Source organism: Kaistella sp. PBT33-4 (assembly GCF_029194425.1).
Classification (GTDB): Bacteria; Bacteroidota; Bacteroidia; order Flavobacteriales; family Weeksellaceae; genus Marnyiella.
On sequence record NZ_JARFYL010000002.1, the window covers coordinates 593,769 to 607,967 of the forward strand.

A 14,199-nucleotide genomic window follows, 5' to 3' on the forward strand; every position below is an offset into this window, starting at 1 on the left:
CGCAAAGGTAATTATTCGCTTTAACTTGTTAGTGAACACCTTCTCAAATTGAATCCGGTTGTTTTGGTGGTAATGCGTACTTTTACCCAAACGTTGAAAAACTCATCATAAATGAAAATCCTTATAAAAAACGCCCGGATCGTCAATGAAAACAAAATCGTAGAGAATGATCTGCTCATTGAAAATGACCTTATTAAAAAAATTGGTCAAAATATAGATGCTGCTGATGCGGACCGTGTAATTGATGCTGCCGGAAAATATCTGCTGCCCGGAGTAATTGATGACCAGGTACATTTCCGCGAACCCGGCCTTACGCATAAAGGTGATATTGAAAGTGAATCCCGTGCAGCAGTCGCAGGCGGAGTGACAAGTTTTATTGAGCAGCCCAACACCGTACCCAATGCGGTAACGCAGGATTTATTGGAGGATAAATATCAGATCGCAGCCCAGAAATCATTTGCCAACTATTCCTTTATGATGGGTGGCACAAACGACAATCTGGAGGAAGTGCTGAAAACCAATCCGCGCAATGTGGCAGGCATCAAACTTTTCCTGGGTTCCTCTACCGGAAATATGCTCGTTGACAATCCCGAAACGCTGGAAAGTATCTTCAGCAAGACCAAAATGCTGATTGCTGTTCACTGCGAAGATGAAGCCACCATCCGGAAGAATACGGAAATGTACCGCGAGCAGTATGGCGACGATATACCTATGGAATATCACCACCTTATCAGAAGCGAGGCGGCCTGCTATATCTCATCATCAAAAGCGGTGGAACTCGCCGAAAAGACCGGTGCCAGACTCCATGTTTTCCATGTTTCGACCGCGAAGGAAACTTCACTTTTCAGAAATGATATGCCGTTAAGTGAAAAAAAGATCACTGCTGAAGTCTGCGTACATCACCTCACCTTTACAAATAAAGACTACGAAACCAAAGGAACCCTCATTAAATGGAATCCCGCGGTTAAAACAAGGGCAGACCGTCAGGGTCTTTGGGATGCCCTCCTAGACGACCGCATAGATGTTATTGCTACCGACCACGCACCTCATACCCTGGAGGAAAAGCAGAATGTATATACCAAGGCACCTTCCGGAGGTCCGCTCGTGCAGCATTCAATGCCGGTGATGCTTGAGAACTTCCGCAGTGGCAAGATTTCAATTGAAAAGATTGTGGAGAAAATGTGCCACAACCCGGCAATACTTTTCCGGATCGAAAAGCGCGGCTTTATACGCGAAGGTTATAAGGCAGATCTGGTTTTGGTGGATGATCAGTCGGAATGGACAGTTGCTAAAGACAACCTCCTTTATAAATGTGGCTGGAGTCCGCTGGAAGGCATGAAACTGCACTCAAAAGTGACGCACACCTTTGTCAACGGAAACCTGGCTTATGAGAACGGTGAAGTGAAGACGGAAAAATTTGGCGAAAGGCTGCTTTTTGAAGTTTAAACGGTTTAAATTTTTCAGGTCTGAAATTTTTATCAAAAATTCCGGTTCCATTGCAACATTTCCATAAAACAATCGTCTAATACCGTATTAACAACAATATATTATGATCAGAAAAAAGTTTTTAATGCTTTTTGCTGTTGGGATTCTCTTCACCGCTCAGGCGCAGGATTACCAGTGGAAGGAAGCTAAAAGTGGTGGGTACACTTACAGGTACGTAACCAATGATCCCACGCAGGCCAGATTCTATACCCTGCAGAACGGACTCACCGTAATACTGAGCCCCACCAAGAAAGACCCGAGAATTCAGGCGTACATTGCCACCAAAGCGGGCAGTAAGACAGACCCGGCAACCAACACAGGTCTGGCGCACTATCTGGAGCACATGCTCTTCAAAGGAACCGACAAGTACGGATCTCTGGACTGGGCAAAGGAAAAAGCCGAACTCGACAAGATAGACGCGCTGTACGAGCAGTACAACAAGTCCAAAGATGAGGTGCAGCGTAAGGCTATCTACAAAAAAATCGATTCCGTTTCAGGTGTGGCTGCAAAATATGCCATTGCCAATGAGTACGATAAAATGATGACCGCCATGGGTGCACAGGGTACCAATGCCTGGACGAATTTCGAAGAAACTGTGTATACAGACGATGTTCCGTCCAGTTCACTGGACCGTTACCTGGCTGTTCAGGCTGAAAGGTTCCGTAATCCGGTACTGAGGATTTTCCATACTGAGCTTGAAGCGGTATACGAGGAGAAAAACCGGACTTTGGATAATGACGGCAGAAAAGTTTTCGAAACGCTGTTCGCCACACTGTTCAAAAACCATAATTACGGTAAGCAAACCACGATCGGAACCGTGGAGCATTTAAAGAACCCTTCGCTGGTTCAGATCCGCAAATATTTCAACAATTACTATGTTCCCAATAATATGGGCGTCATCCTTTCCGGTGATTTCAATCCGGATGAGGCAATTGCGAAGATTGACAGGGCGTTCGCCTATATGAAAAACAAGCCGGTGCCGAAATATACCTTCCAGCCTGAACAGCCTATGACGGCTCCTGTGGTTAAGGAGATCGTAGGTCCCGATGCCGAAAGCCTTACCATCGGTTACCGTTTGCCGGGGAACAAAGACAAAGACGTTCTGCTTGCCGATTTGGTGGGATCTATCCTGACCAACGGAAAAGCCGGACTTCTGGACCTGAACCTGGTTAAGAAGCAGAAACTGCTTCGCGCAAGTGCATTCACCTACACGCTGCAGGATCACGGCATCCTTTATCTTTCAGCTGCGCCAACAACAGGACAGACTTTGGAAGAAGTGCAGACTTTAGTTCTCAGCGAGATTGAAAATCTGAAAAAAGGAAATTTTGATGCTGATCTCATTCCATCCATCGTCAATAACATCAAGAAAGAGAAAATCCAGAGTCTTGAACGTTACGGCGACCGCGCGTCTATGCTGCAGAGTGCCTTCAATGCCGAGCTGGACTGGAAAGATCAGGTGGCGTATGTAGATGATATCTCCAAAATCAAAAAAGAAGATGTTGTAGCCTTTGCCAATAAATATTTCGGAAATAATTATGTGGCTATCTTAAAGAGAAAAGGCGAAAACAAAAACCCGCAGAAAATCGAGAAACCGGCCATTACACCTGTTGAAACCAACCCGGACAAACAGTCTGCCTTCGTGAAAATGGTGAACGAAATGCCGTCTACACCTTCACAGCCTGTGTTCCTGAACTTTGATAAGGACATCCAGAAATCAAAACTTGGTAAGGCAGAAGTACTTTACGTGCCGAATACTGAAAACCAACTGTTCAGACTCAGATACCGCTACAAAATAGGAACACTTAACGATCCTAAACAGTCGCTGGCGTCACAGTATCTTCAGTTCCTGGGAACCGACAAAAAATCTTCAGAAGAAATCTCCAAGGAGTTCTACAAGATCGCTTCTAGCTTCAATGTATCTACCGGTGAGGAATACACCATGGTGACCATTGAAGGTCTGCAGGAGAATTTTGACAAAGCCGTTAAGCTTTACGAAGACCTTGTAATGAACGCGAAGCCGGATGAAACCGCTCTTGCAGCGCTGAAAGCACGTATCGCCAAGTCCAGGAAAGATGCGAAAGCCAATAAAGGCGCCATCCTGCAGGGACTTACAAGTTACGCGATGTACGGTCCGAAGAACAAATTCAACAACACACTTTCCGATGCGGAAATCAACGCGGTTACTGCGCAGGAACTGGTGGACAGGATGAAAAACCTAAACAACTATGAGCAGACCGTCATCTATTACGGTCCGGAACCGCTTAAAAATCTGACGGCAAAACTCGGAACCATGCACAAAGTGCCGGCAACCTTTGCCTCTGCAGGCCCGCTGAAGACGTTCAAACAGCTTCCGCAGACCAAGACTCAGGTGCTGTTCACCGATTATGATATGGTGCAGGCCGAAACCAGATGGATCCGCAATACCGAAAACTATGATGCATCCAAAACGCCTATGGTAATGGTATTCAACAACTATTTCGGTGGCGGTATGGGTTCTGTGGTTTTCCAGACCATTCGTGAGAGTAAAGCTTTGGCTTATAGTACGTACGGTTATTATGTGCAGCCTCAGAAAAAAGACGACCAGTATTATATGATGAGTTATGTGGGCAGCCAGGCCGATAAGTTTGGTGATGCCGTTGGTGCCATGAACGAACTTCTGACCACGATGCCTCAGCTTCCGGTAAACCTGGATCTGGCCAAGAATTCCGTGAAAAAGGACATCCAAACCGAAAGGATTATGCAGGACGATATCATCTTCCGCTATCTGGCCGCGCAGCAGCTGGGTCTGAAAGACGATATCCGCAAAGACCTCTACACCAATGTGGACAAGATCACGATGAACGACCTTCAGAAATTCCATGCGACCAATATTTCGGGGAAACCATACACCTATGCGTTGGTAGCATCTGAAAAGAATGTAAAAATGGACGATCTTAAGAAGATTGGCGAAGTGAAGAAAATTACCCTGGAAGAACTTTTCGGGTACTAAACCTTACAGAATACTGCTTACAGAAACTGCTCCGGATTGGAGCAGTTTTTTTTGGTCATTGCGGTAAATCTAAAGTTGTCATTGCGGGGAGGGGGCACGACGACGAAGCAATCCCAAAGTTTTTATTTGGGCGCCTATTTCTGCCAGAGTTTACCCTGATCCTGTCGAAGGGTTTATCCTGATTTTGTCGAAGGATTATATCACACCTCTTGTGACTTTATTTCTAAAAATAATCAGAAGAACAATTAAAACAATATCAGAATAAATTAATGTTTTCAAGTTGCTGACAGAGTCACATAAATTATCTCCCGTTATTTTTGAAATACATTCCTCTGGAGAATCTGTTTCATATTTTAAACTTACCATAGTATTAATTATTCCGAAATAAAATATTGGAATTAGAACAATCAAGAGCACAATCAGAATGTAAAAATATTTCTTCTTCAATTTAAACGATTTATGTAAAAGATTTCCGTTCCCGCTTCCGCCGTGGCGGAGAACTCCACTCAGGTCGGGGCGTAGGGAATGTTTGAAAGAAAGATTGTCTATAAAAAGAAAGAAACAATGCAAAGACGGGAGGGGTTGTGCAGCGGGTAACGTTATTTAATATCTATTTTTGTCAGTGTTATTCCAATTCCGTTTTCCATCAATTCTGATTGGTACAGTTCAATGTGTGAATTATATTTTGTGACGGTTTCTATAATCTTTTCTTGAAATTCTTTGGGCGTCCTAAGACCAAAAACAATACTTCTTACAGATGTACTTTCGAAATAATGTTTCCCAGGTGAACTTTTAATTAATCGGATTTCATATTCTTCTCTCCATAATCTCAACTTTTTAAAAAACATCTTGCGTATAGCATTAGATTCTCTTTCTGTTCCTATGGAATAATTTAGGATTTCCAAATTATCAACATATTCAACATTACCTAAAGTATTAAAGAAATTCCTATCATATTCTATATTGTACTGTACGCAAATTCCTTGATGATTATTTGCGTAATTTGCCCATAGCATTATATTAACCGGTGAAATCGAAAAGCAGGCAATACCTGTTTGATTGATAAATTCGACGATCCCTTCTTTAAGAAAATTTACAAAGTGTTCTTTGTTTGGAAATGCATTGTTAAAGTACTTTATTTCACTATGATTTTTAAGGCGTTCTTTTAAGACGCTAATAGACTTCAATATATTTCCTTCGTTTTCATCAATCTTAACCAGTCTATGTGACGCATCAAATGGGTCATTTAGCATTTTTGAATTTGGGAAGAATATGTAATTATTTTTAATCTCATCAATTGTGAAATCGCTGTTGCTTCTGTATCGAAATAAATATGGAACACCTCCTTTTTTGATTTCAAGTTTATCCATGACTTTGAGAATTATTTTGACTAAAAAAGTAGCACAAACATCAAGATTGACGCAAAACCCGTGTTATAGGCTGTTTTTCTTTTCGGCTCTTTGTCTGTCAATGTTGTCAAGTATAATTCTTTCAATTTTATGAGGTTCATCACATTGTCCGTCACTAGCTCTAAATTCACATCTTGGACAGTCAAAACTTAAACCGTATATACTCGAATGCTCAATCATCGGAGTGTCGCAATTAGGACAGTGGGCTTTCATGCCAGAAATTATCCAGGCGTTTTTACTACTGTTCCAGTTCCATCCCCACGTCCATCTCCACCGCTTAAATTTCCCTTCTCTGTAACTATAAAAGTCTGGCTTAAACGTTTCTTCGTTTTTAAATTTGTCAATAAGTATAATTATCAAGATAAAAACTATAACTGCAACAATAATCCACCAAACTTTCAGGTCAAAATTCAAAACAGTCCAAATGAGATTTGCTACCCACTTTAATATTGTCCAAACCGTTGTCAAAATTGGTTTTTCTTTTGAGTAGTCATAACCCATTGTCAGCAGTAAGCTGAATATTGCTGTCCCAATACTAATCGTCCAAGCTGAATTTGTCCAATGTTCTTTTTTATTAGTCACTTTGTGTTGCGGATTGTCCTAAAATAGCCCATAACGTTTGGGTATTTCTTTTGGAGGGGATTATGATAACTGGTTTTTGTAAATATAATAAAAAGAACAAGTAGCGAAAATCTTTATGATGTAAACTTCAACCGAGCTGATAGAAATACTTTTTTAGCAGAAGTTAAAATAGTAGTTGATCTTTAATTTCATCAATCTGCACTCTAATTTTTTTATATTCTTCGGAGTCACTGTCTAAATTTTGGGTGTATTTGTACAAAGTATTAATTTCTTTGAGAGTATCTGCATTTTTACTTACCCATATATTTAATCCATTTTTAAAAACAGGATTTATATGAAAATTATTATCATCATAATTTATAATAATTTCTAATAATTCCAATTTAGCCAAACCACCTTTATTCCATCCTGACGGAATAAAATAATTATTTAGATTTTTCTTAATATCACTCTTGCTTTTACTTCCAGTCTGTACAATAGCATATATTAGGTTGTAGAATGCTGGCCATTTAAAAAGTGAAATTAATTTTTTATTGAGCTCCACTGGAATCTCAAATTCTTCTTTAATCTCATCGAATGATTCTTTGGTAATTGAAGTAATTTCGTCTTCTATCTTTTGAATCTCATTTGTTATTGATGGATTTTCATTCTTTAATTTTATTAATTTTTCATTTATTTTCTCATTAATTCTTATTTCAATTTCGTGTGATACTTTTTTGGATAAATCTGTGCTTGATTTCGAAATTTTCACGTTTCCATATAATGAATCAATAAAATTTTTATCGTCTGTATAATCACTTGGGGAGTACATAACTTTAGTATTATAATTTAAAGTAACAAAGAATAGAATTACTAAAAGTGTTGGGAAACCGATTACGAACCATATAAAAATACTATGTAGATTCTTATCGATTAAAGAGATTGCTACAGTTGCATTAATTTCAGCTAAAGCTGCAAATATTGCTATTATTGTCAGAGGATTATTAATTCTTTTAATCTTATCGGTCATTTTAAATACGGATATTGGTTTTTAATTTCTGCTATGTACAACAAAATCATCCATATCCCCCAAACTCCCGTTGGCTTTGTATAATAAGTGTCGTACTTTTCCGCCCGCTAATCTACTCAAAAAACCCACCCACGCAAACACTTCCCGCCAAATGTTTTTACGGAATAACCCGAATATGCCAATATCATTAATTACCCTTAAAATATTCTCCTGAAACTTTACCAATCCAGCAATATTTTTTTAATTTTGATAGAGCCCGAAAGCGTAGATGCGCAGCGCGATGCAGGTTGTTTTCAGCACACAGAGGGGGCGCGGTTGCTGGTTTTCCGGTCTTGCGGAAAACTTCCTGCATTACGGAACAAGCCCAAAGTATAAGCGAGTTTTGAAACGTGGGATTGCCGCGCTGTACTCCGTTCCGCTCGCAATGACGCGTGGTGTAAGCTGAAAGCTGAAAGCCGAAAGCCAACAGCTATGCATTTTCGATTACCCTTTGCGCGCTTTGTGAAGCCTTTGTGTTCTTTGTGGTTAGATAGAGCCAAGAGCCAGGAACCGAGAGCCAGGAACCAAGAGCCAAGAGCCAGGAGTCAAGAGCCAGGAGCCAAGATTCAAGAATGAAGAACCAGAAAGAACAGTGCATCAATAATCCAAAATCAAAAATCCTGAATCTAACCAACAGTCACTAATCACTAACCACTAATCACCAACCACTAATCACCAAGCCCTAAATTAATTTGTAACTCGTGGCCACCGCGATGGCCTGCGAAATATTGGGCACCTCCAGCTTTTCGAAGAGTTTCTTTCTGTGAAATTTTACAGTATCCGGAGCTATGCACATTTTGTCGGCAATCTCATTGATTGAAAGCCCCTGTGAAGCGTACATGAGGATTTCGGTTTCGCGGGAACTCAGGTTTACCTTTTCCCTCGTTTTCCAAACTTCGCTCACTTCATCATACTCATGGATGATATTGCTGCCCTGACGCTGGATCTGAATATTCCCCGCTTCGGTATTGTTGGAGAGTGAAAAGATGCAGAGCGCCTTCCAGATCTTTCCTTCATCGGTTAAAAAAATGGGGGTGTATTTATGATTAACCAGAATTTTGCGCTTCTCCGCGGTGATAAGATGAAAATCGTAAGTAATGGAGTATTGTTTTCTGTCAGCTACCGGGATCCCATCGTAGAATTTAAAACCAACTTCATTGATCTTCAGCAGCAGTTCCTGATCTTTGGTGGGAGCATGATGGATATAGAATTCATATCCCATCGCTACAATTTCTTCCGGCGTACGTCCGCACAAGAACAAACGGTTGTCGGATACATAGTCAAAACCCTGCTTCAGATAGTCTATGACATACATGCTTTGATAGGTTGTATTCTCAAAAGCTTTCACTACCTGCAGGAAATCGGTAGACTGCGAAGCTTCGGCATCTGTAAGTTGGTTTACTGTATTTTGGGTAAGGAAAAAATCGTCCGCGGCAGGAAATTTCATAAATCAGGGTTAATTAAAAGAACTACCCGCGCGGGTAGTTTCAGGGCGGCCAAATCTACATATTTTTGCTGAGTTATTAATGCCGTGCAAAATGATGGTTTTTTTTCTGGAGGTGCTGTTATATATCGCCGGTATTTTGGGTGCGCTTTCATAGCGTACTCCGGTCCCGGGATTACTGACGGACACTAAAAACACATTTCTATATATTACCCACCTGGGTGTACCAAAAGTTTACAGGATATCAAAGACATCCTGTAAACTTTTTTTAAGTCCGGACGTCTGTGGGTGTCGCTTAAAGCTGAAAACTTCAGATCATAACATATGCCGTGATGCTGCAACAGCAATCCAACTTTCGCTGTTTACCACATAGCAGTCTTAAAACCCCGCGCTCAAATTTTCATTAACTTTAAGGCTTAAACTCAACCTCAACCTTAACCTATGAAATATACAGAACCTATGCTGCGCGAAGGCGCCCTGAAAGATAAAGTAGCCATTGTAACCGGTGGTGGAAGCGGCCTCGGTAAGGCCATGACCAAATACTTCCTGGAACTCGGTGCCAAAGTTGTGATTACCTCCCGGAACCTTGAAAAACTTCAGGCCACGGCTAAAGAACTCGAAGACCAGACCGGCGGAAAAGTCCTCTGCGTAGCCTGCGATGTGCGGAACTGGGATGAGGTGGAAGCCATGAAAGAAGCGGCGGTTAAAGAATTCGGCCAAATCGATATTCTGCTGAATAACGCGGCCGGAAACTTTATTTCGCCAACGGAAAGGCTTACGCATTCGGCCTTTGATTCCATTCTGGATATTGTATTGAAGGGCACTAAGAATTGTACGCTCTCGGTTGGAAAATACTGGATTGACAATAAAATTCCGGGAACCGTGCTCAATATTGTGACTACCTATTCCTGGACCGGATCTGCTTACGTGGTGCCATCCGCCTGTGCCAAAGCCGGTGTTTTAGCCATGACTAGAAGCCTTGCTGTAGAGTGGGCGAAATACAATATCCGTTTCAACGCCATCGCACCGGGACCGTTCCCGACCAAGGGTGCCTGGGACCGGTTGCTGCCGGGAGATTTGCAGGAAAAATTTGACATGAGGAAAAAAGTGCCGCTGAGAAGGGTAGGTGAGCATCAGGAACTTGCGAACCTGGCGGCTTACCTGGTGTCGGATTATTCGGCTTATATGAATGGTGAAGTCGTAACCATAGACGGTGGCGAGTGGCTGCAGGGTGCCGGCGAATTCAATATGCTCGAAGAAATTCCACAGGAAATGTGGGATATGCTGGAGGCGATGATCAAAGCCAAAAAATCAACTTAACTGATAATTTACTGTTTTCTTAGACGCCCGAACCAAAGGTCCGGGCGTTTTTGTGTTTTTATATATAAGGAAAACAATTTAAAGTCCGGATTATTGGTTAACTGATTATATTTCACAAAAAAGGTGTTTTTCCTTAAATGCAGTTTTTATTTGTTTCTAATTTTGATATTCAAATCCTTAAAAATATCATCATGGAAACTTTAAGATCAATTCTGGAAAAAGACCAGTCCAAAAAAACGAAATCGGAACTTATACAGTTGCTTACCGGCCTGGAAAGTATAGTGTCGCCTGCCGTGTATGAAAAAATAAGCGGTTTAAGTCCATCGGAACTTCAGGATTTGCCAAAACGGGACATCCTGGAAATCCTCAACAGCTTTAGAGACGGTTACGATGCCAAATGGGAAAATGCTGTGGCCAATGTTTCTTCAGGCGTGATAAGCGCGGTGTTCGGGCAGATGCGCGCAGATGAAAAGGCTTTTGCTGCGGCCGCGGTTTCGGACGGAAATTTTGCTGCTGAACTGGGAAGTATCGATTTCGCCAAGATTATTGGTGGTCCGCTGGATGCCTGCGTTTCCGCACAGACCAATGCCTCCGTTAGTACCGTAAGTTTCATTAATGAAGTTGGTTTTGAAACCACGGCTGAAGGTAAGAAGTTGCGTATGGCCGAATTCAAATATAAAAAGAATGTAGCCAACCCGGAATTTGATGAAGACGAGGCAGAAAGTGATTCCAATCCTAAGACCATTGAGCAGGATGTTGAAATCACTGTTCCGTTCATAGCGCTGCTTAATGTGCCTTCCTTCCGCATAGAAAGCTGTGATATTGATTTTAATGTAAAACTGAATTCCACCTTTACACAAAATACACAGACGGAATTTGGAATCAATACGGGCTTCAGTTCTGAATCTTCAGGTCTGGCCAATCTGTTTGCCAAAGTGAAATTTAAAGTTGATGTTTCGATGAAAAGGACTTCCACAACCGGTGTGAAGATTGAAAAGGAATATTCACTGGGGGTAAAAGTGAGGGCTACAAACGACGAAATGCCTGCGGGTCTGGAAAAAGTACTTGGATTGCTGTCTAACTAGATGATTTTGGAATGATTAAATTATCTGATTACCTGGATTATCTGAATCAGGAAATTATTCAGGCACGTAAGAAGGCCGATGAAAATGCAGTACTGGTAGCGAAGCAGTACGCTCAGCATCCTTATCTCAAGTTCTTTAAGGTTCCCCGGTATTCTATTCCGGTCATAAAGATGGATATCCCGATAAAAGTTGCTGATATTGATGCCGATTCCAAGTTTAATTTCAAGATTGATCCTAAACTGTTCATGGTGGAGGTGAATGAAAAAATCGCTTTGGTGAATAAGGAGAAAAACCTGAATATTTCACCTGTTACAGAAGCCCAGACCCGTAATGATGATTTCAAAAACCTCTTTAAGACGCTGGAAAACAGGGATCAGCGTTATATCAAAAACCTCAGCACAGTTATCAAGAAAATTGATTTGGCACCGCAGATCAAATCTTTGAACCTGGGCATCTTCCGTCCACAAGCGGGCGAAGATGAGAATAATGAGCTGGCGCGGATCCTTTCAGAAACCATTGCGAGTAAATATACGCTGGTGGCCTCACGGCTTAATAACCTGTATATAGATCCTGACACTACAAAGGCGGAGGATAAGGATAAGATGTTCATTAACCTCCATGTGGAAATGGAAGAGGAAGGCTTGCGCATTGTAAAGTTTACAAATAAGGACGGACAGGAGATTGAGGAGATAACATTTGAGTAATGCAGGATTTCATTCATCACAAAGTTAAACTTGCGGAGGAAATGCTCATGCAGTTCAATCAGGTTCAGCGGCTGTTTGCAGCGCGTGCCTTTGAATTTGACCAAACGCTGGATCAATTCCTTAAAGACCTTCTTCTTCATTATTCACAGTACGGCAATACTTCTGCGGAGTCAGAGATTCTGCGCCTTCTGAATTCTGTGTCCCTGGTGAAGAAAGGTTTTAATCCGCTAAAAATGGAAAAACTTGCTTCCGGTAGGAGGGAATATTATTATGGATTTGCATTTTCAGCCATGGAAGTCGTACACGGATTGCTGGCCGCGGATTTGAATAAGCAGCAAAGTAAACTGGATGAGGCCTCGGAGCTTATCTCCAACCTGATACTGAGCATGCATCAGAATGGCGTGCTGACGGACAGGAAAATAAAGAACCTGAATTCCGTTGCCAAGATTGAGGCCTTCTGGAACAGCATGGTAAGCCAGAATGAATCGGTTTCCAGCATTTATAAAAAGCTCTGCATGACCCTAATTCCGGAGGATATCTACCTGCTTACTGAGAAAATTCTTCTGAAAATTACATAAAGAATAAAATGGAAAGTAAAAAATATGTAGTGCTGCTTCAGGATCAGAATTCTTCGGCAGTAAAAAAGGTGGAACGTGAATTTAAGGTCAGTTTAACCTCCTCGGAAAATCTTTCCTCCACCAACAAATCTTATGACATCATTGATGCAGATAACGGTGTTCTGTATAAGAATCTTGGTGTGGCCGTAATGGACGAACCGGATGTTGAGCAATTGGAAGCTGCTGTAAATAATGACAGGAGTCCAATACTTTATTACGAAGAGGAAAGGGAATTTTTTGCTGTAAACGAAATGGATCTGATCAATAATCTGAACTTTAAAGCGGCAGAACTGAGTTCATTGATTTCGGAACTGGAGAGTTTTATAAATAATAAGCCACTTCCACAAAAATCACTCACCGAAATGGAATGGGGACTCAAGGCGATTGGTATAGACCGCGCGCAGTTTACCGGCAAAGGAATTGACCTCTGCGTGCTCGATACCGGATTTGACCTTTCTCATCCCGACTTCTCTGCCCGCAATATTGAAGGCAAATCTTTCATACCCGATGAGGTTTGGGACAGGGATCCCTACGGGCACGGTACGCACTGCGCGGGTACGGCTGCCGGTAATATGCGCCAGGACAGCGGTAAAAGGTATGGGATTGCCGGAGACTGCAATCTGAAGATCGGAAAGGTGCTGAGCAACAAGGGAAAGGGCACGACATCCGGTATCATTGACGCAATAGACTGGGCGCTTGAACATAAATTCAGAATTATATCCATGTCGCTGGCCTCTCCTGTAAAAATAAATGAAAAACCTTCTCCTATTTTTGAAGCGGTAGGCCGTAAGGCGCTGGCCAGCAATTGTCTGCTTATTGCTGCGGCAGGAAATGACAGTAAAAGGCCGGCCGTCCCGCTTCCTGTGGGTGCGCCGGCTAACTGCAGCTCCATTATGGCCGTGGCGGCAATTGACAGTCAGATGAGAGTTGCCGCTTTTTCCAATGGAGGTATTAATTCTGCCAATGGGGGCAATGTGAATGTTTGTGCGCCGGGCGTCGATATTTTAAGTGCCCGCCCTGTAAAGGCACCCGATAATTTACCTTATACGATGATGAACGGTACCAGTATGGCCACGCCGCATGTTGCCGGGCTGGCAGCGCTTTATATGGAGAAGTTCCCTGACCTTACAGCAGATAAGATTTGGGAGTTGCTGGAAAATACAGCGAAACCGATTCAGAATTTAAAGTACCGTGATATAGGTAGTGGTTTAATACAGTTTGTACCTTAAGATGATGGAAATTTATATAGCACTGCTAAAGCAGGATGTGAAGCTTGGTGAGGTGAAGGAGAAGCTGGCTGAGGAAGGCATTGACTTCCTGAAATTTTACCCTATGCTCAATATGGTTAAAATCAGGGCTGAGAAAGATCCGTCCAAGCCCTGCCATGAGATTTTTGAAACGGTGGAGAAAGAGAAAGATGATTTCTCCTCACACAGTCATTAAGTTTACGGAAGAATATTACTGCTGGCTGAATAAAAAAGAGTCCGCTGAAAAATCAACGGACCCCAAAAACACA

12 protein-coding genes are annotated in these 14,199 nt (G+C 42.0%); 8 read left to right on the forward strand and 4 right to left on the reverse strand.

The features are described from left to right. Positions 1-111 precede the first annotated feature (111 nt). Positions 112-1,446, forward strand: coding sequence for a dihydroorotase (locus tag P0M11_RS05790; protein ID WP_275624822.1), 1,335 nt, complete (start codon positions 112-114; stop codon positions 1,444-1,446). Between the two features lie 100 nt (positions 1,447-1,546). After that, a complete protein-coding gene (locus P0M11_RS05795) occupies positions 1,547-4,474 on the forward strand; it encodes a M16 family metallopeptidase (protein WP_275624869.1) in 2,928 nt (975 codons plus the stop codon). Positions 4,475-5,073: 599 nt separating this feature from the next. On the opposite strand, the gene P0M11_RS05800 is transcribed toward P0M11_RS05795, so the two are convergent. The 4 genes from P0M11_RS05800 to P0M11_RS05815 all read right to left on the reverse strand — a co-directional run bounded on the left by P0M11_RS05800 (position 5,074) and on the right by P0M11_RS05815 (position 8,960). Continuing rightward, positions 5,074-5,844, reverse strand: coding sequence for a hypothetical protein (locus P0M11_RS05800; protein ID WP_275624823.1), 771 nt, complete (start codon positions 5,842-5,844; stop codon positions 5,074-5,076). Positions 5,845-5,907: 63 nt separating this feature from the next. Next, positions 5,908-6,465, reverse strand: coding sequence for a hypothetical protein (locus P0M11_RS05805; protein ID WP_275624824.1), 558 nt, complete (start codon positions 6,463-6,465; stop codon positions 5,908-5,910). A 163-nt stretch (positions 6,466-6,628) separates the two neighbouring features. Beyond that, on the reverse strand, positions 6,629-7,474 hold the full coding sequence (locus P0M11_RS05810; protein WP_275624825.1) for a hypothetical protein: 846 nt from the start codon (positions 7,472-7,474) through the stop codon (positions 6,629-6,631). A gap of 721 nt (positions 7,475-8,195) precedes the next feature. Next, entirely contained in the window at positions 8,196-8,960 is a 765-nt protein-coding gene (locus P0M11_RS05815; RefSeq protein ID WP_275624826.1) for a helix-turn-helix transcriptional regulator, read from the reverse strand. Positions 8,961-9,398: 438 nt separating this feature from the next. Here P0M11_RS05815 and P0M11_RS05820 point away from each other — a divergent pair, with 438 nt between their 5' ends. The 6 genes from P0M11_RS05820 (at position 9,399) to P0M11_RS05845 (ending at position 14,126) form a co-directional block, all read left to right on the forward strand. Next, complete coding sequence (locus tag P0M11_RS05820) at positions 9,399-10,277, forward strand: SDR family oxidoreductase (protein WP_158063309.1); 879 nt, start codon at positions 9,399-9,401, stop codon at positions 10,275-10,277. Positions 10,278-10,468: 191 nt separating this feature from the next. Then, positions 10,469-11,362 (forward strand): DUF2589 domain-containing protein, encoded by an 894-nt coding sequence (locus P0M11_RS05825; protein ID WP_187695249.1) that lies wholly within the window; start codon positions 10,469-10,471, stop codon positions 11,360-11,362. A gap of 11 nt (positions 11,363-11,373) precedes the next feature. Further along, a complete protein-coding gene (locus P0M11_RS05830) occupies positions 11,374-12,066 on the forward strand; it encodes a hypothetical protein (RefSeq protein WP_209814597.1) in 693 nt (230 codons plus the stop codon). Beyond that, positions 12,066-12,644: a hypothetical protein gene (locus tag P0M11_RS05835; RefSeq protein WP_275624827.1), complete on the forward strand. Its 579-nt coding sequence runs from the start codon at positions 12,066-12,068 to the stop codon at positions 12,642-12,644. The genes P0M11_RS05830 and P0M11_RS05835 overlap by 1 nt, the downstream gene beginning before the upstream one ends. Positions 12,645-12,652: 8 nt before the next feature. Further along, positions 12,653-13,912, forward strand: a complete 1,260-nt coding sequence (locus P0M11_RS05840) for a S8 family serine peptidase (RefSeq protein WP_275624828.1) — start codon at positions 12,653-12,655, stop codon at positions 13,910-13,912. A 1-nt stretch (position 13,913) separates the two neighbouring features. Next, positions 13,914-14,126, forward strand: coding sequence for a hypothetical protein (locus tag P0M11_RS05845; RefSeq protein WP_275624829.1), 213 nt, complete (start codon positions 13,914-13,916; stop codon positions 14,124-14,126). Positions 14,127-14,199 lie beyond the last annotated feature (73 nt).

Coding starts and splice junctions, on each gene's coding strand:
- P0M11_RS05790 (WP_275624822.1), top strand. CDS start 112: ATGAAAATCCTTATAAAAAACGCCCGGATCGTCAATGAAAACAAAATC.
- P0M11_RS05800 (WP_275624823.1), bottom strand. CDS start 5,844: ATGGATAAACTTGAAATCAAAAAAGGAGGTGTTCCATATTTATTTCGA.
- P0M11_RS05810 (WP_275624825.1), bottom strand. CDS start 7,474: ATGACCGATAAGATTAAAAGAATTAATAATCCTCTGACAATAATAGCA.
- P0M11_RS05815 (WP_275624826.1), bottom strand. CDS start 8,960: ATGAAATTTCCTGCCGCGGACGATTTTTTCCTTACCCAAAATACAGTA.
- P0M11_RS05820 (WP_158063309.1), top strand. CDS start 9,399: ATGAAATATACAGAACCTATGCTGCGCGAAGGCGCCCTGAAAGATAAA.
- P0M11_RS05825 (WP_187695249.1), top strand. CDS start 10,469: ATGGAAACTTTAAGATCAATTCTGGAAAAAGACCAGTCCAAAAAAACG.
- P0M11_RS05830 (WP_209814597.1), top strand. CDS start 11,374: ATGATTAAATTATCTGATTACCTGGATTATCTGAATCAGGAAATTATT.
- P0M11_RS05835 (WP_275624827.1), top strand. CDS start 12,066: ATGCAGGATTTCATTCATCACAAAGTTAAACTTGCGGAGGAAATGCTC.
- P0M11_RS05840 (WP_275624828.1), top strand. CDS start 12,653: ATGGAAAGTAAAAAATATGTAGTGCTGCTTCAGGATCAGAATTCTTCG.
- P0M11_RS05845 (WP_275624829.1), top strand. CDS start 13,914: ATGATGGAAATTTATATAGCACTGCTAAAGCAGGATGTGAAGCTTGGT.